Origin of the sequence: Pseudoglutamicibacter albus, assembly GCF_022346425.1 — a bacterium.
GTDB lineage: Bacteria > Actinomycetota > Actinomycetes > Actinomycetales > Micrococcaceae > Pseudoglutamicibacter > Pseudoglutamicibacter albus.
On the sequence record NZ_JAKRCW010000006.1, the window covers coordinates 65,672 to 90,074 of the forward strand.

The 24,403-nt window shown below is 59.8% G+C and carries 16 protein-coding genes; 1 reads left to right on the forward strand and 15 read right to left on the reverse strand.

Going from position 1 to position 24,403, the window contains the following annotated elements; translation table 11 throughout:
* The 13 genes from ftsZ to mraZ form a co-directional block, all read right to left on the reverse strand.
* A complete protein-coding gene (gene ftsZ / locus MHJ63_RS05225; protein ID WP_035754483.1) occupies positions 1-1,203 on the reverse strand; it encodes a cell division protein FtsZ in 1,203 nt (400 codons plus the stop codon).
* 276 nt (positions 1,204-1,479) lie between these two features.
* Complete coding sequence (locus MHJ63_RS05230) at positions 1,480-2,487, reverse strand: cell division protein FtsQ/DivIB (protein WP_239446419.1); 1,008 nt, start codon at positions 2,485-2,487, stop codon at positions 1,480-1,482.
* Positions 2,484-3,950, reverse strand: coding sequence for a UDP-N-acetylmuramate--L-alanine ligase (gene murC / locus MHJ63_RS05235; RefSeq protein WP_239446420.1), 1,467 nt, complete (start codon positions 3,948-3,950; stop codon positions 2,484-2,486). Before murC ends, MHJ63_RS05230 begins: the two co-directional genes overlap by 4 nt.
* Positions 3,951-4,026: 76 nt before the next feature.
* The gene (gene murG, locus MHJ63_RS05240) at positions 4,027-5,142 is read right to left on the reverse strand and encodes an undecaprenyldiphospho-muramoylpentapeptide beta-N-acetylglucosaminyltransferase (RefSeq protein WP_035754479.1); all 1,116 of its coding nucleotides are present in this window, start codon (positions 5,140-5,142) and stop codon (positions 4,027-4,029) included.
* 23 nt (positions 5,143-5,165) lie between these two features.
* Complete coding sequence (ftsW, locus tag MHJ63_RS05245) at positions 5,166-6,443, reverse strand: putative lipid II flippase FtsW (protein ID WP_239446421.1); 1,278 nt, start codon at positions 6,441-6,443, stop codon at positions 5,166-5,168.
* Between the two features lie 103 nt (positions 6,444-6,546).
* Positions 6,547-8,085, reverse strand: coding sequence for a UDP-N-acetylmuramoyl-L-alanine--D-glutamate ligase (gene murD / locus MHJ63_RS05250; protein WP_239446422.1), 1,539 nt, complete (start codon positions 8,083-8,085; stop codon positions 6,547-6,549).
* On the reverse strand, positions 8,082-9,191 hold the full coding sequence (gene mraY / locus MHJ63_RS05255) for a phospho-N-acetylmuramoyl-pentapeptide-transferase (protein ID WP_035754478.1): 1,110 nt from the start codon (positions 9,189-9,191) through the stop codon (positions 8,082-8,084). The genes murD and mraY overlap by 4 nt, the downstream gene beginning before the upstream one ends.
* A gap of 3 nt (positions 9,192-9,194) precedes the next feature.
* The gene (locus tag MHJ63_RS05260) at positions 9,195-10,685 is read right to left on the reverse strand and encodes a UDP-N-acetylmuramoyl-tripeptide--D-alanyl-D-alanine ligase (protein WP_239446423.1); all 1,491 of its coding nucleotides are present in this window, start codon (positions 10,683-10,685) and stop codon (positions 9,195-9,197) included.
* Positions 10,686-10,702: 17 nt separating this feature from the next.
* On the reverse strand, positions 10,703-12,349 hold the full coding sequence (locus MHJ63_RS05265) for a UDP-N-acetylmuramoyl-L-alanyl-D-glutamate--2,6-diaminopimelate ligase (RefSeq protein WP_239446424.1): 1,647 nt from the start codon (positions 12,347-12,349) through the stop codon (positions 10,703-10,705).
* An 8-nt stretch (positions 12,350-12,357) separates the two neighbouring features.
* Positions 12,358-14,160 carry a peptidoglycan D,D-transpeptidase FtsI family protein gene (locus tag MHJ63_RS05270; RefSeq protein WP_239446425.1) on the reverse strand — a complete coding sequence of 601 codons (1,803 nt, stop codon included), beginning with the start codon at positions 14,158-14,160 and terminating at the stop codon, positions 12,358-12,360.
* 27 nt (positions 14,161-14,187) lie between these two features.
* Positions 14,188-15,024, reverse strand: a complete 837-nt coding sequence (gene ftsL / locus MHJ63_RS05275; protein WP_239446426.1) for a cell division protein FtsL — start codon at positions 15,022-15,024, stop codon at positions 14,188-14,190.
* Complete coding sequence (gene rsmH / locus MHJ63_RS05280) at positions 15,021-16,040, reverse strand: 16S rRNA (cytosine(1402)-N(4))-methyltransferase RsmH (protein WP_052048254.1); 1,020 nt, start codon at positions 16,038-16,040, stop codon at positions 15,021-15,023. The genes ftsL and rsmH overlap by 4 nt, the downstream gene beginning before the upstream one ends.
* Positions 16,041-16,385: 345 nt before the next feature.
* Entirely contained in the window at positions 16,386-16,817 is a 432-nt protein-coding gene (gene mraZ / locus MHJ63_RS05285) for a division/cell wall cluster transcriptional repressor MraZ (RefSeq protein WP_035754472.1), read from the reverse strand.
* A 508-nt stretch (positions 16,818-17,325) separates the two neighbouring features.
* On the opposite strand from mraZ, the gene MHJ63_RS05290 reads away from it, so the two are divergent.
* The gene (locus MHJ63_RS05290; RefSeq protein WP_239446427.1) at positions 17,326-21,156 is read left to right on the forward strand and encodes a YPDG domain-containing protein; all 3,831 of its coding nucleotides are present in this window, start codon (positions 17,326-17,328) and stop codon (positions 21,154-21,156) included.
* Between the two features lie 21 nt (positions 21,157-21,177).
* Here the strand turns inward: MHJ63_RS05290 and MHJ63_RS05295 are convergent, their stop codons facing one another.
* Together MHJ63_RS05295 and MHJ63_RS05300 are read right to left on the reverse strand one after the other, a co-directional pair.
* Positions 21,178-23,091 (reverse strand): ABC transporter ATP-binding protein/permease, encoded by a 1,914-nt coding sequence (locus MHJ63_RS05295; RefSeq protein ID WP_239446428.1) that lies wholly within the window; start codon positions 23,089-23,091, stop codon positions 21,178-21,180.
* The gene (locus MHJ63_RS05300; protein WP_239446429.1) at positions 23,091-24,368 is read right to left on the reverse strand and encodes a hypothetical protein; all 1,278 of its coding nucleotides are present in this window, start codon (positions 24,366-24,368) and stop codon (positions 23,091-23,093) included. Before MHJ63_RS05300 ends, MHJ63_RS05295 begins: the two co-directional genes overlap by 1 nt.
* Between the last annotated feature and the right edge of the window lie 35 nt (positions 24,369-24,403).

Consider the following 24,403-nt stretch of genomic DNA (forward strand, 5'->3'; position numbering starts at 1 on the left):
TTACTTCAAGAAATCCGGGACATCCAGTGCGTCGCGCCCCGGTGGCATGACCGGTTCCACAACCTCTGGAACGTCGTTCTCTTCGTCTTCTTCTTCGATGCTGGCAGGAACCGGCAGGTCCTGTTCCTGTGTTGGGACCGGATGAGGCACCGCAGCGAGCGTCGGTGTTCCCGATGCCTGTTCATCAACGCGAGGTGGAACAGGCTGTTGGTTCGACTGGCTCACCTGGCTAGGCTGAGCCGGGCGGGAGGTCTTATCAACCTGGTCGAATCCGGCAGCGATGACGGTGATGCGCACCTGGTCGCCCATCGATTCGTCGATTGCGGAGCCAACGATGATGTTGGCTTCTGGGTGAACGACTTCCTGGACCAAGCGTGCCGCATCGTTGATCTCGAACAGGCCCAGATCCGAGCCGCCCTGGAAGGACAACAGAACGCCCTGCGCGCCTTCGATGCTTGCTTCCAAAAGTGGGGAGGCAATAGCCTGCTCGGCTGCCTCGAGTGCACGGTTCTCCCCGCTTGCGGCACCGATACCCATGAGCGCGGAGCCCGCGCCTTCCATGACAGTCTTGACGTCTGCAAAGTCGAGGTTGATCACGCCTGGGGTTGTGATGAGGTCCGTGATGCCCTGCACTCCTGAGAGCAAAACCTGGTCTGCGGCCTTGAACGCATCCAGCATGGTGATGCGTTCGTCAGAGATGGCAAGCAGGCGGTCGTTCGGAATCACGATGAGGGTGTCAACCTCATCACGCAACGCGTCGATGCCAGCTTCTGCCGAGTTCGCACGGCGGCGGCCTTCGAACGTGAACGGGCGGGTCACAACACCGATAGTCAAAGCACCCAGCGAGCGAGCGATGCGAGCGACGACAGGGGCCGCGCCCGTGCCGGTGCCGCCGCCTTCACCTGCGGTCACGAAAACCATGTCAGCGCCAGTGAGAAGATCGTTGATTTCTTCTTCGTGATCTTCTGCAGCCTGACGGCCAACATCCGGATTAGCGCCGGCGCCGAGGCCGCGGGTCAGTTCGCGACCAATTTCAAGGGTCACATCCGCTTCAGAGAGCATGAGCGCCTGAAGGTCAGTGTTGATGGCAATGAATTCGACGCCACGGAGGCCTTCCTCGATCATACGGTTGACTGCGTTGACGCCACCGCCGCCAACACCGACCACCTTGATGACGGCGATGTTTTCTTGTCCAACTGCCACGTTTTGGGTCCCTTGCTCGTAGGTATGTGCTCGTAAAAATAAGCTGACGCCGGAGCATCATGCGGTCCATGTGTATTGCATGGTGCTGAAGCGATCTCCGAGCCTATATATCGAGTAAACCGCCCACGCTAGGCCGCTTCAAACCTTGCGTGCGGCGTGTCGTTATGCCGGAGGGGAATTCATCCCTCAAGCGTCCATTTTGGCCGCTTTTCATTCCATATCTTTCAACCGTTGGTTGAAGCTCTTGGTTCTCGCCAGGCTACGCCACTCGTGCGATTATTCATTGCTCGTGACGGGTCGCTGAGGCGTTGAGACATCAATGACCTTGTCTTTGACGTCTTTTTGGTTGAGGAACGTTTCAACCAACGCGGCCTTCATAGGCCCGTCCTCAGGTCCGCCCCACACAATCTTACGCCCGTCACGCAACTTGAACGTCACGGTGTCCACTGATTTCGCTTCTGCCTGCTTCAACGTAGCCAAAACGCCACCGGGAAGTTCCGCAAGCGCCTGGACTACACCGTCGAAAATCTGATGCCCAGGGTCTTTCTCCGGAACACTCACCAGAGGCAGCTTATCGGCCTCATCACCAGATACTTCCTTGAGCGCCACGCCGTTATCGCCAACGATCATCTTCTTACCGTCACGTTCCATGACAGCAACCTGTCGATGCTCAACAACCTCAACGCGCAGATCATGCGGACCATCCAGCTGGATACGGACATCCTGAATAGCGGGGAACTTCTTCAGAAGACCCGTGATCTCCCGGTTGTTAAGACTGCCGACCGGTTTCCCCTCCAGCGGCTTAAGCGCCTCAACGATCTTGGCGCTATCGGCAAGTTTCGAACCGGAAACGCTGACCTTTTCAACCTTGGCTAGCGGGCTGAACGACAACGCAACCATGCCGCCCACAAACAGCAAGCACGCCCCAACACCAGCCATCCGGCGCCACTTCTTCCGTTTGCGAGCCTGATCCTTCTTATGAGGCCGAATCGGCGTCGGAGCAGGTAACGGCGCCTCGCTCTGAGACTCTGGAACGAGCTCAGAGTCCACATCAGGCTGAGAGTCCGCCTCTGGCTGCGGTTCAGGTGGCGGCGGTTCAAACTGGGACACCGGAGCAACGCCGTCTGCCGCCGTGCTGTCTTGCGCTGTGCTTTCTTGCTCCGTGCTGTCTTGCCCAGCGCCGGCCTGCTCAGCGCTGTCTTGTTCAGCGCTGTCTTGCTCAGCGCTGCCTGTTTCCTTGGGACGGGCTACCGCGCTGAACTCAAGCTCGTCATCGGATTTCATCCTGTGTATGTTTCACCGCCCTCGGAATCTTCGTAGCCGTCCTCCTCGATGGCTTCCACGATCTGTGTGCCAAGAGCTGTGACATCACCGGCACCGAGCGTTAGAACCACGTCCCCTGGACGGGCAAGCTCCGCAAGCCGTTCGGCAACATCCTCGGGATCAACCAGCGCATACTCAACACCCACGTGGTCAGCGATCAACTGGGTGGTTACCCCCGGGATGGGGTCTTCACGGGCAGGATAGATGGGAAGCAACGTGACCGTGTCAGCAAGGGAGACCGCATCAGCGAAGCCGTGCGCGAAATCTCGCGTCCGGGAGAATAGATGCGGCTGGAACACAGCGTGCACGCGCCCCTCGCCTGCAACATCGCGGGCCGCGCCAAGGGCCGCGGTCACCTCCGTTGGGTGATGCGCGTAATCGTCATACACGCGAACGCCTCGCGCCTGTCCCTTGTAATCGAAACGGCGAGAGGCCCCCTGGAACTCTGAAAGCGCATCCGCGCACGCCTGCGGTTCGAAGCCGAGCAGAACACCCACCGAGATCGCGGCCACCGCATTCAAAACATTGTGCGCACCAGGAAACGGTAGATCCAGCTGGGCCACACCACTTGGCGTTGTGACCTTAGCCGTGGCACCAATCCCGTGAGGTTGCATGCGGGAAACACGCACATCGGCGTCAGAGGTGAAACCGTAGCCAACCACTTTCGGGCCATGTCCAGAAGCCGAAACCTTAGCCGCAAGCTCGGCGCCGCCAGCGTCATCCAGGCACACCACCACAGCGCCGCCTTCCGGGACGCGCTGAACATGCTTTTCGAATGCCTCCGCAACAGCTTCAGCGGTCCCATAATGGTCCAGGTGATCCGGCTCAATATTTGTCACCACAGCGATGCGCGGCTCATAGTTCAAGAAAGAGCCATCCGACTCGTCAGCCTCAGCAACGAAAATATCGCTGCCTCCGGCGGCCGCGTTCGTTCCCAAACCACCCACCGTGGCACCCACCGCAAAAGAAGGGTCAGCGCCCAACGTGGACAGCATCGTCGTGATCATCGAGCTCGTGGTGGTCTTACCGTGCGTACCGGCAACCGTGACTGACCTGCGGCCTTTCATAACCAACGCGAGCCCCTCGGAACGATGCAGAACGCGCACGCCAGCCTCACGCGCGGCAACCAGCTCAGGGTTATCTTCACGAATCGCAGAGGACATCACGATCGTGTCCACACCATCAACGTGCTTGGGCTTGAAACCAACGAACGTACGTGCACCGGCGGCCTCAAGCTCATCCAGAACCGGCAGATCCTTCGCATCCGTCCCGGAAACCTCCACGCCCGCAGCAATATATAGCCGCGCAACCGCAGAAACCCCCACACCTCCAATGCCCAAGAAGTGAACCCGACCCAAATCAGACAGATTCAGCTCGTCAACAGTTCGCTGTGTGGAACGGGTATCAGAACCCGAAGCATTCATGGTGTGGTTCCTCCACTCACGGCCCCTCAATCCGCAATGGCTAAGAGGCCTCGAAACAGTATTGAGATGCCTAACTTCACTGAGAAGAACGCTGGGAAGCGTGCTGTGAAGCAATATCGACAATGGTTCTCGCCATCGTCTGCGCCGCGTCAGTAATACCAACGGTAGCCGCCGCGATACCCATCCGCTCAAGACGCACCGGATCATCGAACAGAGCCATCACGTTCTCGATGAGCCAGCCGCTAGTGAGCTCGGCATCCTCAACCATGAGAGCCGCATGGGCATCAACTAGAACTTTACCGTTGAGTGCCTGCTCACCGTTACCCACCGGCAACGGAACCAAAATACCCGGCAATCCCGCGGCCGCGACTTCGCTCACCGTGCCAGCGCCGGCACGGCACACGATCACATCCGCGGCCTCGTACGCCCGCTCCATCGCATCCACGTAAGCGAGCTGAACGTACGCGGCACCGTCAGTGGCGCCTTGAGCCTCAATACCCTTACCCACACCAGTGATGTGCAGAACCTGCACCCCACGGCGCGTCAGCTCCTCAACAGCACCAGCCAAAGCCCTATTGAGATTCACAGCCCCCAAAGACCCGCCGGTAACCAACAGCGTTGGCGCCTCCGGATCCAAACCGAAACCTCGCCGAGCCTCAGCCGCGCCCCCTGCACGGTCCAGATTCGCGATCGCCTCCCGCATCGGCATCCCCACATGCCTAGCGTCAGCGATCTTCGTCTCAGCGAAAGCCGTACCAACAAACGCGGCCTTCTTCGCGCCCATCTTATTGGCCATCCCCGCACGAATATTCGCCTCGTGGATCACCACCGGAACCTTAGCCTTGAACGCAGCCTTATACATCGGCGGGCACACATACCCACCCACACCGACCACCACATCGGCATCAACGCGACGCAGAATCTCCGCGGCACGGCGGCCAGCATCAAGATACTTACGCGGAAACTGCAGTGCCGCCTTATTCAGCCGCCGCGGCATCGGAGCCTTAGGGATCAACTCCAATTCGAAACCCGCATCGGGAACCAAGCGACTCTCGAGCCCCTCCTCGGTACCCACTACCGTGATCCGGGCATCAGGGTGCATCCGGCGAACCGCACGAGCCATCGCCAACAACGGCGAAACATGGCCGGCAGAACCGCCACCCGCAAACACAATAGAAAGCTCAGAACTCACGCCTGACCCCTTCTCGCCCAACGCTAAACTCCGTCCTTCTCACTAGCGTCAGTTACAGCAACGCTATGTACAACAGCCTCACTACCGTCAGCGTCTTCCTCAGCCGCTGAGGCAGCTACAAACTTTGCACGCTGAGAAGCCATAATCTCAGTCCGTGCAATATTAAGCACCAAGCCAACGCCAATCAACGTAGACAAAAGTGCCGAACCACCATAAGAAATAAACGGCAACGGGACACCGATCACCGGAAGCATCCCAGAAACCATCCCGATATTCACGAAAGCCTGGAAGCCGATCCACGCCATCACGCCGCCACACACAACCCGCGAAAACAGCGAATCCCCCCGGAAACCGATCCGGTAGATACACACGATCATCACCATGAACGCCGCAATAATCGTGAGCGTGCCCCACAAACCGATCTCTTCACCGATGATCGCCACAATGAAGTCATTCTGCGCTTCCGGGATGTAGCTCCACTTCAAACGCGACTGGCCTAAGCCCACGCCCGTCCAGCCGCCAGAAGCCAACGCGAAACGGCCCTGCAACGCCTGGAACCCAATCCCCTGCGCATCGTCCTCTGCACCCTGACCCGCGAAAGACAAGATGCGCATCATACGGTTTGGGCTAGCAAAAACAGCGACCACCGTCATCGCAAGCCCCGCAGCCCCGAGCAAACCCATGACACGCCACGGAGCGCCCGAAACCAGGTACATCACCGCGAGGATCCCGGCGAGCACCAGTACCTGCCCGAGGTCCCGCCCCAGCAGCACCAAAGCAATCGCCATGCCCACCACCACAGCAACCGGAACCAGTGCATGCATCGGCTGATCCATCACACGACGTTTACGCTCAAACATCGTCCCGGCGAACAGAACCATGACAGGTTTGAGCATCTCAGACGGTTGCAAGGTCACGGGACCAAACTGGAGCCAGTTCTTATTGCCGTTGACATTGACACCGATCACCAGAACCAACGCCAGCAACCCGAGCATCCCGATCATCGCAATCCACGCCAGACGCTTCAGCCACGCGGTCGGCATCGCCATCATCACGAACATGCCCACGATGCCGATCACACCGAAGGTCGCCTGCTTGATGAACAGCGAATACGGGTCACGGTCAGCGGACACGAACTCGACGGCCGAGGAGGACAGCACCATCACGAAACCGAACGCCGTCAGCAACAGTGTGGAAGCGATCAAGACATAGACCGTGGTGCGCAGGCCCGCGGCGTCTGTGAGTTCGATGCGGCGCATCTGGCGGTGAAGGAACCCTCTACGTGGCTTAGCGGTGGCCATGGGTACCTCCTGCAGTTCTCCGGTATGGTGCCTCATCCGATGGTTGCTGTGCACGGCCGGTGGCCTTGCCCAGCCGGTTGCCTGTGTATCAGTTCTCGGCGGTTTATTCGGGTGAGTTACCGAGTGCCTCAGCAACAGCCTTCGCGAACGCGTGGCCGCGGGCCGCATAGGAGGCGAACTGATCCATGGACGCCGATGCTGGCGCGAGCAGGACGGTGTCGCCTTCCTGTGCAACGCTGAGCGCGTGGCTGACAGCTTGCTTCATGACGGCCTCACCAAGTTCTGGTGTGACCTTATTAGGCTTACCAGTTTCTCCCACCTGGGTCCGAAGAACGGGGACGTTGGGCGCGTGTTGAGTGAGAGCTTCCTCAAGTGCGCTCGTATCAGTGCCGATCAACACCACTGCCCGAAGGTGGTGGCTGTGCTGCTGAACAAGTTCGTAGTACTCAACGCCCTTGGCTAATCCGCCAGCTACCCACACCACGCTCGGATACGCAGCCAGTGCCGCGTGAGCTGCATGCGGATTGGTTGCTTTAGAGTCATCGATCCACGTGACACCATCAGCTTCGGCGATCGTCTGGATGCGGTGCTCACCACGGTCATAGGCCCTCAAGCCAGCGGCAACACCTTCGGCGTTGATACCGGCAGCACGCGTCAGTGCCGCGGCAGCCAACGCGTTCGCGACAGTGTGATGGGCTGGACGCGGCCCCAGATCAGATAGCTGCGCAAGCTCTTGGGCCTGCGTGCGGCGCTCCGCGATATACGCGCGGTCCACCAGCAGGTCCTCAACCACGCCAAGCATCGAAACAGCCGGACTCTGAGTTGTGAAGCCAATCCCCCGGCACCCTTCAACCACATCGGCTTCTTCAACCATCGCAAGCGTGACCGGATCTTCCGCGTTGAAGATCGCCGCGATCTTGGTCCGCTCATAGATTTTGGCTTTATCGGCCTTGTACTGTTCAAAACCGCCATGCCAATCGACGTGATCCTCAGCGATGTTGAGCACCGTGGATGCCAGCGGAGAGATCGAATACGTGTGGTGTAGCTGGAAGCTGGAAAGCTCAACCACCAAAACGTCATAGCCTTGCGGGTCCCGGATTGCATCCAAGACCGGCGTTCCAACGTTGCCGACCGCGATCGCACGGAAGCCGTCCTGACGTAGCATCTCCGCTGCCATCGTCACGGTCGTGGTCTTACCGTTGGTGCCGGTCACGCACAACCATTCCGCTGGTTCAGCCAACTCGCGGCCATCGCGTACACGCCACGCAAGCTCAATCTCGCTCCACACAGGAACCCCGGCTTCGCGCGCCTGAACCAGCAACGGGTGGCTCGGCCGCCAACCTGGGGAAACGATCACAAGATCAGGTTGTTCACCATCGACCGCAGGCATGGCCTCGACGTGCTCGGTACCGAGTTCAACCGATACCGCACCAACAATTTCCAGGGTCTGTTTGCGTTCGCGGTTGTATTCGTTATCAACACCATCGACGACAGCGACCTTCGCGCCGAGTTCAACCAAAGTGTCAGCGGCTGCGAAACCACTCGCGCCGATGCCGGCTACAACAACACGCAGCCCGCCCCAATCGGCACCCCACGAATCGAGGTGTTCAAGTCCTCCCAGCATGGGTAGCTGCTTGGTCATACTCTCACCAGCCAGTCCAGATAGAACAAGCACAAGCCCGCGATCACGAACAGGCCGCCCAAGATCCAGAAACGCACCACAACGGTGACCTCTTGCCACCCCTTGAGCTCAAAGTGGTGCTGGAGTGGAGCCATGAGGAACACGCGTTTGCCACCGGAGAGTTTGAAGTAGCCGACCTGGATGATCACGGACAGTGAGATCAGCACGAACATGCCCGCAATCACGATCAGTAGCAACTGGGTGCGGCCCAGGATCGCGAACGCCGCTACAGCGCCACCGAGCGCGAGCGAGCCGGTGTCGCCCATGAAGATGCGTGCGGGTTTGGTGTTCCACCACAAGAAACCAACGAGCGCACCTATCAAGATCACAGCCCAGATCGCAAGGTCCATAGGGTCGCGGACTTCATAGCATCCCCCAGCCATGGCACGATGCGTGCCGCAGCTTTGGGTTTCCTGCCACAACCCGATGAGGGCGTACGCGGAAAACACGAAGATCGAAATACCTGTCGCCAAGCCGTCGAGGCCATCAGTCAGGTTTACGCCGTTGGTGGTTGCGGTTGCGATCAAGTTAGCCCAGATCACGAACAGGACCCCACCGAAGATAGGGCCTGCAAAGCTCAGATCAAGCCACGGGATATCACGTGCCGCGGAGATCATCATGGAGCCAGGCGTGCGGCCCTGCTCATCCGGGAACATGAGCGCAAGCACCGCGAAAGACACGCCCACGATGCCCTGGCCGAGGATCTTCTGCCACGGGGTTAGCCCGAGCGAACGTTCCTGCCGGATCTTCGCGTAATCGTCAAAGAAACCGACCATGCCCATCCCGGCCATGAGCAACAGCAGCAAGAGGCCCGATGCGGTTGGTCCCGCGGTCGGCGAACCCAACAGCGCCAGAATCAGGTGAGTCAGGAAGTACGCGAGGATCGCGGCCGTCACGAACACGGCGCCGCCCATCGTGGGGGTTCCGCGTTTGGACATGTGGCTTTGCGGGCCGTCTTCGCGCACGAACTGCCCATAGCCGCGGCGAGTCAGCAAACGGATGAACAGCGGGGTGCCTGCGAAGGAAATGATGAGGGCTATGACGCCACCGAGTACGAGTCCGAGCATGTATCAGCCCTCCCGTGTCTGCTCAGCGTTAGCGAAATTTTCACCGAGCCAGCGTAGTCCTGCCCCGTTCGAGGATTTGAAGAGCACGACGTCGCCTGGCTGGACGTTATCGTTGAGGAAAGTTTCGGCTTCCTCAGTCGTTTCGAACCAGTATGCCTCTTCACCCCACGAGCCTTCCTGGACCGCTGCGGAGTGGATCGGTTTAGCGCCGCGGCCCACAACCACCGTTTTAGAGATGTTGAGGCGCACCGCCATGCGGCCGAGCCGGTCGTGTTCGGTGATGGAGTCTTCGCCGAGTTCGAGCATCTCCCCCAGCACGGCCCACGTGCGGCGGGGCTCGCTGTGCGGGTTTCCACGTTCGATCTCAGCGAGCAGCTGGAGGGCTGCCATCATGGATTCCGGGTTGGCGTTGTAGGCGTCGTTGATGACGGTGACGCCGTCTGCGCGGTCAGTGCGTTCCATCCGGTGCCGTGAGATTGCCCCGAGCCCGGAGAGAGTGTCTGCGATCAGCCCAGATTCGATCCCGGCCGCGCTGGCCGCAGTCGCCGCGGCCAAAACGTTGGCTACGTGGTGACGGCCAACTAAGCCAGAGGTGACTTGCCGGACGGAGCCGTCTGGGAACGTGAGGGCGACGACGGGGTGGCCGCTCCCATCCAGGTGCACGTTGGTTCCGTAGACGGCACCAGCCATGTTGTCATCGCTGTCTCCAGCAGCGCCGAGGGATGCGGTTGCTGGGTCGCTTTCGGTGAAAGCCCAGACGGGTGCGTGTGCAGCCTCTCGCATGTTCCACACCGTGGAATCGTCCTTATTGAGCACCACAGCACCCTCAGGGCCGACCGCTTCAACGAGCTCACGTTTGGTGAGAGCGATGTTTTCGATGCCGCCGAACTCGCCCACGTGGGCGGTGCCGACCATGAGGACCACGCCGATATCTGGTTTGACGATGTCTGCGAGGTAGGCGATGTTCCCGCGCTGGGTGGCCCCCATTTCGGCGACCAGGTACCGGGTATCTTCCGTCATCTCGAAGACGGTGAGCGGCAAACCTACCTCGCCGTTATAGGAGCCTTGCGGAACCACGGTGGGTCCTTTATGGCTCAAAATAGCGCCTAGGAGGTCTTTAGTGGTGGTTTTGCCTGCGGAGCCGGTGATACCGATCACGGTGAGCTCACCGTGATCGCGGACCGTTTCAACCACGTGGCGGGCAAGCACACCCATCGCGTCAACAACGTTGTTGACGATGACCATCGGCAACGGCTGACCTGCGGCGTCGGTGACTTCGCGTTCCCCGAGGACCGCTACCGCGCCGTCGCCGATGGCGGCTGCTGCGAATTCGTGTCCGTCGGTCCTCTCCCCTGGCTTCGCTACGAACAGCGCGCCGGGGGTGACCTCGCGGGAATCGGTCGTGAGTGAACTGACGTGCGCGTCAGTATTCACCGGGCCGTACAGGCGGCCTCCGGTGACTTCGGCAAGTTGGGAAATGGTGAGAGTGATCATTGTTCTGTGGACTGACTCTACTCGGTCTTGCTGGTTTGTTGCACGAGTGCGGCTCTTGCCTCTTCACGGTCGTCGATGGGGACCATGATTCCGCTGACTTCCTGGGCGGTTTCATGCCCGCGGCCGGCAAGCAACACAACGTCGTTTTCCTGGGCCATCTGGATGGCTTGGTGAATGGCTGTGGCACGTGGCGCGGCTTCGATGACCCTCGCGCCGGTGCGTGCGGCCGCTTGCTGCGCCCCTTCGATGACGGCGGCGCGGATGGTTGCCGGGTCTTCATCGTGCGGGTCGTCATCGCTGACGACCACGATGTCAGCGTTTTCTGCTGCGATGCGGCCCATGATGGGGCGTTTGAGTTGATCGCGTTCCCCGGTTGCACCGAAGACTACGATCACTCGGCCTTCTTGCGTACGCACGGATGCGAGCGCTCGTTCAAGCGCGTCAGGGTTGTGAGCGAAATCGACGATTACAGCGGGGCGGGTTGAGACGACCTCCATGCGCCCAGGGACGCTCGGGGTCAGCGGGGATGGCTCGGCAGCTATTGCTTCTTGTAGCTTGGCCGCCGGAACGCCAGAGGCGATAACCATAACCAACGCGAGCGCTGCGTTGGCGACGTTGAATTCACCTGGCATGTCCACGTGGGCGTCCAGGGTTTGGGACACACCGGCATCGTCAGCTGGGCCTGTGAGCGTGAAACGGTAGCCGAGGTGCTCACGGCGGATATTTGTCACGTTCCAGTCGGCTTCCGCACCGTCCTTGGTTTCAGTAGCGTTCACCGAGAGGGTTTGCACCGGGATGCTCGCGGTTTCAGCGAGTTTCTTACCCCACTCATCGTCTACGAGCACAACCCCGCGACGCGCGTGTTGGGGGGTGAACAGCTCGGCTTTGACGTTGAAGTATTCCTCCATGGAACCGTGTAAGTCCAGGTGGTCTTGGGTGAGGTTGGTGAACCCCACAACGTCGTAGAGCAGCCCACTGATGCGGTGAAATTCGATCGCGTGGGAAGAGACCTCCATCGCGATGGTGTCCACACCGGATTCGCCCATACGGGCCCGCAAAGAATGCAGCTGGGTCGCTTCTGGAGTGGTGAGTTTAGCCTCGATGGTCTCGGTTCCGGACTGGATTTCGATGGTCCCGATGAGCCCGGTGTGGTGCCCAAGTGCGGTGAGGAGGGAGCGCACCATGTAGGTTGTGGTGGTTTTGCCGTTGGTTCCGGTAACACCGATGAGGGCTGGCAGCGGCGCTGGGCTCTCACCTGAGCTGTTGGTGGATGAACTGTAGATGCTTGCGGCGAGATCCCCCAGCTGGGTGCGCAAGTTTTCGGTCACCACAACGGGTGTGCTCGTCTCTCCTGTCTGTTCAGCGCCAGCCTGCCCCGAAGCAATGATGTCTGCACCGGCGGCGTCGGTCACGATCGCGGCAGCACCGGCCTCGATTGCTTGGGCTGCGAAGCGTGCCCCGTGGGTTTTCGCCCCAGGTAGAGCCGCATAGAGGTCGGACTCCTGGACGGCACGGGAGTCAAGCGTTATCCCGGTGACAAGGGTTTCAGCTTCGGTGCTGCCGAGGGTGGCGTGAGGGAAGAGCTGTGCAAGCGTCACACCGGCTGTGTGGTTTGGCCGGAAGGCTCGTTCAGCCTGCGCCGCACTGGTGGGGGTCTCAGACACGGGTTTCCTTACCATGGATAGTTTTGTCGTTCGCCGGAGAATACTTTATATGCTTGCGACTTCGATTCCGTTGGCGCGAGCCCTCGGCTACGTACGGTGGCTTCCATGATGCGGGTGAACGTGTCCCCGACCGACCAGTCTTTCCAATTACCTTTCGGGTGATGCATGGTCACGAGTACAAGGTACTGGGGGTCTTCGGCTGGTACCAGCCCGCCGAAGGCTTGCGAGTGTTGATCGAACTTTCCGCTGGGGCCCTGGGCCTGTGCGGTACCGGTTTTACCGGCTACCCGGTAGCCCGGCATCTTCATTGCGTACGCGGTGCCGTTGTCAACCACCGATTCCATGGTCCGCATCATGGTTTTCGACGTTTCCGGGCTGATAACGCGGCGTTTATCGCCGGTCGGCGCTTTAGTCTTATTACCTTCCGCGTCGACGTAATTTTCGACGATGGTCGGCGTGATTTGTTCGCCTCCGTTGGCGATGCCTTGGAACATGGATGCGGTGTTCATGGGCGAGAGCGAATAGCCTTGCCCGAACATTGTGGTGAGGCGTTGACGCTGGTCCCAGTTCTCTGAGTTCACGAGGATCCCGGGGTTGCCGGGGCCGAGGCCTACGTCGAGGGAAGAGCCGATGCCGAGGTTCTTCATGAACTCGTAACGATCCTGATCGGTGAGCCGTTCGCCGATCATGACGGTTCCGGTGTTATAGGAGCGAGCGAAGATGCCGGCTCCAGTCATGTTAAAGGTTGCGTGCGGCATCGAGTCCGAGATGACTTCGGTACCGAATCTTTTCTTATTCGGCACTTTGAAGTTTTCCTCGGGTTTGAGTTTGCCTTGCTCATAAGCGAGCGCGAACGTCGGGACTTTACCCGTGGATCCCGGCTCGATCGCTTGGGAGATCGCCGTGGATGTACGGTAGTCGGCTTCGGTGTCGGCGGGATCGTTGGGGTCCATCGGTGTCGAGTCAGCCAACGCCAGAATGCGCCCGGTTTTAACGTCCATCACGATCGCGTTGACCCAGAGGGCGTTAAATTGCTTGCGTTTGGCCATCACGGCTTCTTGGGCGGCCCACTGGATGTCTTGGTCGATTGAGAGCTGCACGTCTTGGCCGTCAACGGCCTCTTTTTCGGCTAGTGCCGCACCGGGGATGCGGACCCCGTCTGCGGAGCGTTCATAGACGCGTTCCCCTGGGATGCCTTCGAGGTATTTCTGTTGTGAAAGCTCGATGCCGCTGGCACCTACGCCTTCCGCGTTGGTGAAGCCAAGCACTTGACCTGCGATGGGCCCGTTGGGGTATTCGCGGTGGGCGCGTTGTTCGCTGGTCATCCACGGGAACCCGACCCGTAGGACGGCTTCCCTGACTTTAGGGGTCACATTTTTCGCGATGACCGAGTACCCGTTCTTGGGTTGCCCCTCAACGCCAAGCATGAGGTCGCGAACTTTATCGGGGTCTTTGCCGAGCTCGTATGCGACTTCTTCCGCGGCCTGCTGCGCGGTGATCGTTTCCCTCTTCCCCGTTTCTGGGTCTTTGCGGGTGAACTCTTCGGTGACGAGGTTCTGGTTGACGATCAGGTCGTAGCGCACTACGGACATCGCGAGGACTTCGCCCTTGCTGTCGAGGATGCGGCCGCGGACCGGGTGCAACTCCTCAGTGGTTGTGCGTGAGGAGAGCGCGTCTGCTGCGGCCTGTTTGGAGTCGATCCCTTGAACCCAGATCATGCGCCCAGCAAGCACGAGCATGAGCAAGAGGACAAGCATGAGCAGCGTCCGCATGCGGTAGACGGAGCGAACCTCGGCCGTGCTGCGTGCCATGGATGACTCCCCTCGTGTGATTAGTGTCTAGTCACCAGCGTTATCTGAGCTGGTCTGCGGACCTGGAATGCTTCCGCCATTGAGGTCCTTACCGGAAAACGGCTTGGTGTTCTTTTTATTATCCCCGGCAGCTTCTTTGGCTTTCCCCTTCTTGGAAGGGGTGTCGCTGACCTTGCCGCGCTCCCCTTTCGCATCATCACGAGCGCCCTTCTCCGCCGCGCCGCTCTGAGGCGAATCCGCTTTCTCAGAGCCAGCCGCATCCGGGCTTGTCGGTGCGGGAGCCTGTGCGCCCTGGGCGGTGTTCTGTTTAGCCTTTAGTTCTTGTTGGGCGCGGGCGAGTTCGCGCTCGTTATAGTCAGGTTCGCGCGGGGCCTTGACGTGCGGGCCTTTGGCGAGATCGTTGCCCTGTTTCTTGGCTTCGGTCGCTTTGCCGTAGATCTCCTTTTTATCCACATCGATCGTGGCAGCACTTCCGGATGCGGTCATTCCCAGCTGTGCCGCGCGTGCCGCGAGGTTCTGCGGGGACTTCTTGTTGAACAGTTCACTGCTGCGTGCTTCATTGTCTTGCGTGAGCTTCTGCTCCTGCTTTTGCAGCTGCACGAGTTCGTATTGCCCTTTGGCTACCTTGACGTTGATGCCCAGAGCCGTCGCTACCGTCGCCGCCATGATCACAAGGCACAACAGGATGAAGCTCAACACTTTCTTGCGGGGCTTGTACTCGATAACCGAGAGCGGTTTCCGCGTTTCAGTGCGAACGCCCTGAGGGGTTTCGGCTACGCGAAGCTGACTCGCGGTTCCGCTGAATTCCTCGGTTTGCGGTTCCGCGTGGGCGGGTTCGGCCCTGAGCAGTGGTTGCGCGCTCATGAGTTCCTCCTAGAGCGATGGCTAAAGCGGTCTGTGTAGTGGTGGCGGCTGAGGGGTTCGCGGATGCGTTCGACCGCTCGTAGTCTTGCTGCGGCGGCACGGGAGTTTTCTTCGACTTCCCTTTCCGTCGGTTTCTCGTTGCCGCGGGTTATGAGCCGATATTGGGCTTTGTGTTCTTCGGGTTCGATGGGTAGCCCTACCGGGGCGGATGAGGTCGTTGCTTGCGCGAAGGCGTATTTAACGAGCCGGTCTTCGAGGGATTGATAGCTCATGACCACGATGCGGCCTCCGTTAGCGACGGCATCGAGGGCTGCAGGTAGCGCGGATTCAAGGACGGCCAGTTCGTTGTTGACTTCAACGCGGAGCGCTTGGAAGGTCCGTTTGGCGGGGTGTCCGCCCTTGGTTCCGCGCGGGTAGGCGTCGATGATGAGCTGGGCGAGTTGCCCGGTCGTCGTGAACGGCTCAGTTTCGCGTGTGCGCAGGATCGCGTCGATGATGCGGCGTGCATGGCGTTCTTCGCCGTAAGCCTTGAGCACGCGGGTTAGCTGCTGATGCGTGTAGGTATTGACGACCTCGGCCGCGGTGAGTTCCGCGGTGGTGTCCATGCGCATATCGAGCGGGGCGTCGTAAGAATAGGCGAATCCGCGTTCACGTTCGTCGAGTTGATACGAGGAGACACCGAGGTCGAACAGGATGCCATCGACGGCTTCGATGCCAGCGGTTTCGAGTGCCTCGTCGATGTTGTCGTAGGTGGTGTGGCACGGCACTAGCCGGTCGCTGTATTCGGTGAGGCGCTCTGATGCCATGACGAGCGCATTGGTGTCGCGGTCGATACCGATCACGTGGACGTCCGGGTTGCGTGCAAGCAACTGGTAGGTGTGGCCACCCATGCCTAGGGTTGCATCGATAACCCACGGTGTGCGGCCGGCGTCACGCGCGGCGTCGATTCCGGGTTGCAACAGATCGAGGCAGCGCTCAAGTAACACTGGGACGTGGCGCTCAGCTGCCGACTGCACGCGGCCTGATGCTGCGCCATCGAAAGCGTGGGCATTAACTGCCTGACTTCCTGCCGCGCGCTTGTTCTTTGTCACTGTATTGCCACCTCCCTACGGGGTCTGTTGCTTGTGCTGATGGTTTAGGTAGAAGTCTTGGTGTTAAAGGCCTGGTGTTGGCAATTCGCTGGTGAACATTCGTTGGTGAAGATGCTCCGAGGGGCTCGTTCCCCCACCGCGTCCCTGGCGGCTGGCCCGGCTCAGGGGAAGTTGAGTCGGGATATCCACTGGGTTTCGCGGGAGGAGAGCGCGCCCCTCGGTTTTCCGGTGTTTCTGATGCGTTGACTGGCTGGCGTGCCGGCAGGTGGATCAGAAGAATCCGGGTATCACTTCTTCATTTGTGTCTGAGAAGGAATCTTCCTGCTCAGCGAGGTAGGAGTTCCAGGCCTCGGTGTCCCAGATCTCCGCGCGGCTACCGGCGCCGATCACGGTCACGTCGCGATCGAGACCTGCGTAGGTCCGTAGCGGTTGCGGGATGGTCACGCGGCCCTGCTTGTCTGGCACCTCATCAGAGGCACCGGAGAGGAACACGCGAATGTAGTCCCGCGCTTGCTTGGAAGACATCGGGGCGGCCCGCAACTGCTCGTGGACCGCCTCGAATTCCTTCACGCTGAAAACGTAGATGCATCTTTCTTGGCCTCGGGTCAAGACGAGCCCTTTGCCCAACTCGTCACGAAACTTGGCCGGAAGAATGATGCGCCCCTTCTCATCAAGACGTGGCGTATACGTCCCAAGGAACATAACGCCACCCCTTTCCGAAAGTGGTGAGGTTCAGGGGGTCTGACTCCCTGAACTCCAGCTCGCTCCAACGCCCTCCACTTTACTCCACATCCCTCCCCCGTCAAGTGGTTTCTGGGTGTTTCATATATTTTCTGTGAATTGTCTATGCCTATTTTCCCGCGAGATTACGCGGTTTTTAGCGGCAGGGGTGAAAGTGGAGGATTAAAGGACGCCCAATCTACGCTGCAAGCGATAACCCCCAGTTTTACGCACAAAGAGCGGCTAAAGGTCGATCGCGGGGGCGGCAGTGGATGGAAGTGGAGGAGGCCCCATTTGGGACTTGGGTGACACTTCAACCAACCTCCATGAGGGTTGGGTGACACCTCAACTAACCTCGCGGCAGATAGCGTCACTTTCCGGAAAGTGTTCATATCCACATGCGCCTTGTGAACGTATATGATGATTCATAGCTAAATCACAGCTTGAGGGTGTCGCGAGCACCGAAGAAGATTTCAATAAGGATTCATTGATGCGTACTCCACACAACACACGTGGGCTCAAACGTTCTGCGCGCTCGTCGTTAACTGCGCTATCTGTCATTGCTTTGACAGGTAGCTCGCTAGCGATTGCCCCTAGCTTCTTCTCCGCTGAGCCAGCCGCCGCAGCGTCTGCACTCTCGGGCGGAATCCGAGATAAAGCCGGCGCTGTGGAGCAGGAGCAACAGAAGCCCTCGGACCTGTTAGCCGGCTCGTGTGAAGTTTTCGGTGGCGGCTCATCTGGCAGTCAGGCCGGTTTCACATGGACGACCCTAGAGCCAAGCCAGCACAGCGCTGATAAGACCATATGGGGCTTGAGCCTCGCGTTCGACAATTCGAAGGATCGAACGTTCGCAGCCTGGGGTTTTAGTAATTCTGGGCTCCTTAGTGGTGTCCTGGACCCCGGAACCATTTCCTCCATGGACGTCGGCCAGACTCTTTTTGGCGCTGAGGGACCGGTGACTGCTAAGGCCGATGAACAACTCGAGATCAAAGCCAGTCGTTCCCAAAGGAATCTGATCCTCAGCTCAGAACTGACCGGGGATAAGGTCAAGCAGTATGCACAGGCCGATGCTGGAAACCCCGTACGTTATGCCTGGCAAGGAAAGTACACAAAAGGTAATATTGACGGCCGCAAAGCGACTCAGGGCCAAAACGCTGGATTTACGGCTGTTGTGAATCCGTGGCCAAGCGAGAATGACAACTGCTCGCCTATTTCCGTGTCCTGGGAAAACCGGGAAAAGCTTGTGGTCACCCCGGGTGAAAAGCTCAAGGTAGGCCGCATCAGTGCCGACGCTGCATCGATGCCGCGCATGGTTGTTGAAGCCTATGACTCTCAGGGCAAGTTTATCGGCACCAGCAACACTGAAGCTTCCGGTGGCCAAGCACGTTTGCGCGTCGAAGATAGCGGAGACGTGTACTTCACAATGCCTGAATACAAGGGCACGGAGCTCAACGCCCAACAGGGTGTCCGCTTCAGCGTTCTCGCCCTGCCACGCTCCGTTGAACAGCTGCAGGCTGCGATCGATGCGGACGCGGATAGTTACGGGCAGGCTTTCCAGGAATCCAATGCTCTGCCCCGATACAACAAAGCCAACGTCATCGACTCACACCAGTGGAGCCTCGACGATACCCAGTTCCATGACCCGAAATATGACAAGCGTGATGCCTCGATCATCTCTGGTGTTGAAAGTCCTCAAGGCCCGCTGGCTAAAGATCGCCAGTCAGTGACCTTCACCCAGGTACCGGACCTGATCAAGGACCTGGTGAAGAAAAAAGAAGACGGCGGTTTCGAAGCCGACGTCGAGCTCAATGACAAGTATGTTTATGAGGGCTGGGACGCAACCCTGGACCCAGAAACCTATAACGTCACCGTCACAGCACCGAAGAACCCAACCCCAGGCACGTTCGCGCAGCCGCGGGTTGTGGTCACCTACTCCAACGGTTCCAAAGACGAGCTTCCGTTGCTGGTAGTTGTTGACCCGAACAACACGCAGGTAACGGACCTGGTCAAGCCTGCTATTGCACAAGGTAAGCCGAACCAGGACATCGATTCTCAGATCAAGACCAAGGCCATCATGAAGGGCCACAAGGCTGTGGCGCCGGCCAAGTACGAGGTCGATGATTCCTCTGTGCCTTCGGGCTGGACCGTGACCGTGGACAAGAACGGCAAGGTCACTGCGAAAGCTGACGACGCCGTCCCGCTGGGAACCGTGATCTCCCCGAAGGTCAAGGCCACCTACCCGGACCACACCACCGACGAGGTCGAGGTGCAGTTCCAGGTTGTCAACGACATCAAGGTCCCGACCTACGGCACGGAAACCAAGAAGCCTGGCGAGAAAGCCAGCTTGAAGCCAACCCTGCCCGAGAAGGGTCTGAGCGGTAAGGAAAGCGACGAGGCACCAAACCGTTACACCTTCGAAGACGGCACAACCACGCTCTCCAAGGACGGTTGGACCGTCACGATCGATGAGAACACGGGCGAGATCAGCACCGAGGTCCCGAGGGACGCAGAGCCAGGCGACCAGCTGGACATCCCTGTTCTGGCCCACTACGCGTCGGGCGCTAAGCCTCACGAAGCAACCGCTACGGTCTTTGTCATCAAGGGCGATGACATCCCGACCTACACCGTGGAATCCACCGGCCCCGGTAACTCTGTGGACCACCAGGTCAGCAACGCGCCGAAGGGCTCGACGTTCTCCTTCGGTAAGGACGGGGACCAGCCGATCCTCGAACAGGAAGTTGACGGCTGGAAGTACACGATCAACCCGGACACAGGAGTGGTCACCGCGACCCCCCCTGCCGATTCCAAGCCAGGTGATCAGAAGACCATTAACGTCACCGTTGAGGCCCCAGACGGCTCTTCCCCGAAAGTGCCAGTCACCACGGTGGTCAATTTGAGCAACAACTGGGAAGCTGAACCGTCATATCCGGCGGAGACGGTCTACCCGGGCGGTACCGCGAAGCTGCCGGTCACGATTGATAAGCCGGAAAACGTCAAGGTTGCCGAGGACAACCCGTTCACGGTGGGTGATGTTCCTGCAGGCTGGACTGTAACGGTTGATGATAACGGCACGATCACCGCGACCGCGCCGGAGGATGCGAAGGCCGGAGACGAGGCGAAGATCCCCGTCACGGTGACCTACGCGGATGGCTCGAGGGACACCGCGGTTGCCGTGGTCAAGGTTGTGAACGTGCCGACGCGTGAGGTTCCGTTCAAGGTCGAATACAAATACGACGACACGCTGCCTGCTGGCGAGTACAAGGTTGATACCGAGGGCAAGCCGGGTAAGGAAAAACAGAACAAGGACGGCACGTGGGAGCGCATTGAAGAACCTGTCAACGAGGTTGTTCGCGTGGGCACTAAGCCTGCCGAAAGCGCGAAGGACGTGACGTGGACCGTACCGATCCCGTTCCCTACTGAGGTTCGTGAGAACCCTGACCTGGCGCCGGGGGAAACCAAGGTTGTCCAGGAAGGTGAGGACGGCGAGAAGACGTTCACCGCTAAGTTCACTGCTAAGGGTGATCAGGCCGAGGTGGTCGAGGAGAAGACCACTAAGGAACCTGTCCCCCGCATTATCGAATACGGGCCTCGCCTGGGTACCCAGGAGTTGGTCACCACGGTGAAGAAGCCGGTTCCGTTCGAGACGGAGGTCGTGCTCGATGACACCCTCGAAGCCGGCAAGCAAGTGGTCGAGCAAGAAGGCAAGCTCGGCGAGGACACCGTGACCTCGACGCAGAAGCTGGTTGACGGTAAACCATCCGGTGAACCTGTTGTTGAAACCAAGCGCACCGCGGAGCCGGTCAAACAGATCATCCGTGTAGGCACCAAATGCGATTGCGAGGACCCGTCGGACGAGCCAACCGAGGAACCGACTGAGGGCCCGACTGAGGCCCCGAGCGATACGCCAACTGAGGAACCAAGCGAGGCCCCTTCCGAGGACCCAAGCGAGGCTCCAAGCGCGGCGCCGAGTGAATCGCCAAGCGAATCTCCTTCTGAGAAGCCGAGCGAGACTCCGAGCGACGGTCCAAGCGAAGGCCCTAGCGCCCCGGGCGGTGGAGACGGCGGTGACGGCGGTAAGCCGGGCCAGCCAGACAACCCAGCTCAGCCAGACAACCCAGCTCAGCCAGACAACCCAGCTCAACCAGAGACGCCGGGCCAGCCTGATGCGCCGGGACAGCCTGATAACCCGGGTGAGTCTGATGCGCCGGGTGATTCGTCGTTGGCCCGTACGGGTATCAGCGCTGAGGGTGCGCTGGCTTCGGTTGCTCTACTGATGCTGGGTGGTGTCAGCCTGCTGGTTTTGCGCCGGCGCGCATCGTAGCGGTGAGATGCCCTGGCGCGCTTAGAGGGCGTTGCTTGGTGGCTGTTTGCTCGCGATGAAGGCTGGGACTACGGAGGATACGAGTCCGGCTACAACCCCGAGGCCTAAGCCTACGGGTACAAGCCACGGCTCTACTTGTGGTTTCCAGCCTTGCGCGGCAGACACCGCCACTACCCCGAGGACGCCTGCGAGTGCGCCTACCGCCCCGCCGATGAAACCGATCATCACGCCTTCGGTTACGAACCGTGCCGCGATTCCTTTTCGTGTGGTGCCTAGAGCTCGCCGCAGGGCGATTTCTGGGGCTCGGGAGAGCACGGTGAGGTACATCGAGGTTGATGCGCTCACGGCCGCGAGACTCAGCAGGGTTGCCGCCATGATCCCGACAAGCGCATCGAGGTCTGTTGACACACCCATACGGAGGTTTCGTAGGTCTGCGACGGTCTGGACTCTGTAGCTGCCTGGGTCTGCGGCGTTCAACTGCATCGGTACGGCTTCTGCGAGCGCGGCTGGGAAGCCTTTGTCTGTGCGCATCACTAATTGCGGTTGCCCCAGGTGCAGTTGCGGTGCCAGAGACAACGGAACCAGCACGGCGCTACTCAAGCCTGGGCGGCGTTGACCGGTTGTGAAGGAATCCACGACGGTCAAACGGTGGCCTCCCACCACAACCGTGCCGCCGGCTTCGCTACCGGGCAGTTGCAGGGCTTCATGCGCATCGGGCCCCACGACCGCCACCGAGTTCACAGCAGGCATCCCGAAAAGATCAGCCGTGTGTTCCTTGCCTAGGGTGAGGTCTTGGGTTTCGAAGAATTGGTCGTCAACGGCGATGATCTGCAGTCCCCCGTTGACGTTCACGTCTCCTGGTTCCATCCGGTATAGGCCAGTGGATTCGGTGGGTAACTGGATCATGCGGGTCACCCTCTGCACGTGAGGAAGCTGCATGAGCCGGTGTTGATCCTGTGCAAGGTTCTTCTCTAGTTCCTCGCGTGCGTAGTCCGGGGTGGAGATCCACACTTCGTCGAACGCGGCGGCTTCGAGGCGTTCGTTGATCTGTACCGCGGCTGTCTGACTGATGCCGACTGAGGCGATCAACCCGCCGATGCCTAGAGCGAAAGCCAGCACCAGAAACGCTGTACGGATCCCGCGTAGAAGCACTTCTGTGAGGGATTCGGCCAGCACGTCAGCGACGCGTGTTCGTAGCGGCCCCTTGCGTGGTTTGGCTACAGATTCGTTTGCGGCGGCTGGTGTGGACTCGGCGGCGCCGGTGTCTTCGGCGATCCGGCCATCCACGATGCGGATGACGCGGTGGGCGCGGGCCGCTACGTCTTCGTCGTGGGTGATGACGATGAGCGTGGCGCCGTGTTCCCGCGCGCGCTCAAGGTCTGCGAGCACCGCCATGCCTGATGCGGTATCGAGTGCACCTGTCGGTTCGTCAGCGAGCACCAGTTCCGGCTGGGGTGCCAGGGCGCGCGCAACGGCGAGGCGCTGCCTTTCACCGCCTGAGAGCACACCCGCTTTATAGGTTGCGCGGTCTGCGATGCCGAGGCTGTTCATCGCTTCATATGCGATCTCTGACCGTTCCTGCAGGGGTACTGCGTGTGGAACCATTCCTAGGGCCGCGTTGGATAGCGCGTCCAGGTGAGGCAGCACGTGTGAGGCTTGGAAAACGAAGCCGATGCTTTCGGCACGTAGTTGGTCGCGGTCTTTTTCCGTTGCACTTGTAAGGTCCTTGCCTGCGAACGTGTATGAGCCTTCATTCGGGGCATCGAGCAAACCGAGGATCTGCAGGAGTGTGCTCTTACCCGCCCCTGAGGGGCCCACGATGGCGACGTATTCTCCCGCGTCAATGTCTAGGTCTACGTCGAAGATACCGGCGGTGCTGTCCGGGCCGTATTGGCGGGTTACCCCGCGCATCTGAATGAGTCTTTGGCGTTCCATCAAAGCACCACGGTGTCACCAACGGCCAGATCGTCTGATTCAACCGCGGCCCATCCGGCGGCAGTCTTCCCCACCGTGACCTTGACGCGGCGCGGCTCGGATGTGCTGCCTGCGCCCTGCTTGTCAGCGCCCCGACTATCTGAGCCTTGTTTATCAGCGCCCTGCTTGTCTGAGCCTTGTTTGTCAGCGCCCTGACCGTTGTCGTGTTTCGGTTCTGAGCCCGATCCCGTGCTTTGGACGAGGACATAGTCTCCGTCGGCATCGTGGCGTAACGCGGTGACTGGCACGGCTTTTTGCGGTTTCACTTTGGTTTTCAGGCCTACGCGAACTTGGGTCCCGTTCTGGACTTTGTCGAAGGCCTCATCTTTGGTTGTGAAGGTCACGTTATGCCCAGGGGTGCGACCTTCTGAACCGGCTTGGAACTCTCCGACGTTCTCGACTGTGCCCGCGAACTTGTCAGCGTCGGCGGTGATGTGGACTTCCGTGCCTTTGCTGAGTTGCTCGGCTTCTACAGCGTTGACGTGCGCGCTGATGCTCCGCCTGCCAACCCGCACCTTCGCCAGCGGCTGCTCAGGCCCAACAGTGGATGCGACAGCGGCGACGCTCAGTACGGTTCCGCCTTTACCGTCGATGGCGGCGAAAGCGGAGACCGGGATATAGGGTTGCGTGCGCGGCGCGGGTGCTGCGTTCGTTTCGCCCTCTTCCGATGAGCCCTCGCCCGAGGCGCCATCTGAGCCAGGTTCTGCCGGGGTAGATTCCGGTGGTGGCTCGATCTCGCGTTGCGGTAGTGCATATCCGGCGCGTTGGAACATACCCGTTACGGCTTGGACGGTCGCGGAGTCTACGACGCCCGTGATCTGTACCGTGTACCCGGAGTTTTGGAGGGATTCTTGGAACGCTACGACGTCGTCGCCCCTATCTCCAGCGGCTAGGTCACGGTAGAGAGGTAGCTTCCCCTGCATCGCGAACACCGGTGTTCCAGCCACGGATCCAAGGAGCTGGCCGGCAACAACATCGTCGCCCTTCTTCAACGCTTGCTTGGTGACGGTGGCGGTTTCAGGAAGGACAGAAGGCACAATATTCTTCGTTTTACCTTCGCCTACCGTGCCTAAGATGACCGTGTCAGGCACGATGGCCCGCTGTTCAACCACCGCGGTGGCCTGGATTCTTTCATCCGAGACTGTGGCGACCGAGTTTTTCGGGGCTGTGAGTGTACCGATGAAAAACGCTGCAACAACCGCACCGATCACCACCCCAGTGATAATCAGGGTACGCACGGGGAAAGCCACCCGTGAAAGATGCGGTGCTCCGG

Coding starts and splice junctions, on each gene's coding strand:
- ftsW (WP_239446421.1), bottom strand. CDS start 6,443: ATGGCCACCGCTAAGCCACGTAGAGGGTTCCTTCACCGCCAGATGCGC.
- MHJ63_RS05230 (WP_239446419.1), bottom strand. CDS start 2,487: ATGAAATCCGATGACGAGCTTGAGTTCAGCGCGGTAGCCCGTCCCAAG.
- mraZ (WP_035754472.1), bottom strand. CDS start 16,817: ATGTTCCTTGGGACGTATACGCCACGTCTTGATGAGAAGGGGCGCATC.
- MHJ63_RS05295 (WP_239446428.1), bottom strand. CDS start 23,091: ATGGAACGCCAAAGACTCATTCAGATGCGCGGGGTAACCCGCCAATAC.
- MHJ63_RS05290 (WP_239446427.1), top strand. CDS start 17,326: ATGCGTACTCCACACAACACACGTGGGCTCAAACGTTCTGCGCGCTCG.
- ftsL (WP_239446426.1), bottom strand. CDS start 15,024: ATGAGCGCGCAACCACTGCTCAGGGCCGAACCCGCCCACGCGGAACCG.
- mraY (WP_035754478.1), bottom strand. CDS start 9,191: ATGCTCGGACTCGTACTCGGTGGCGTCATAGCCCTCATCATTTCCTTC.
- murC (WP_239446420.1), bottom strand. CDS start 3,950: ATGAATGCTTCGGGTTCTGATACCCGTTCCACACAGCGAACTGTTGAC.
- MHJ63_RS05270 (WP_239446425.1), bottom strand. CDS start 14,160: ATGGCACGCAGCACGGCCGAGGTTCGCTCCGTCTACCGCATGCGGACG.
- MHJ63_RS05260 (WP_239446423.1), bottom strand. CDS start 10,685: ATGATCACTCTCACCATTTCCCAACTTGCCGAAGTCACCGGAGGCCGC.
- murD (WP_239446422.1), bottom strand. CDS start 8,085: ATGACCAAGCAGCTACCCATGCTGGGAGGACTTGAACACCTCGATTCG.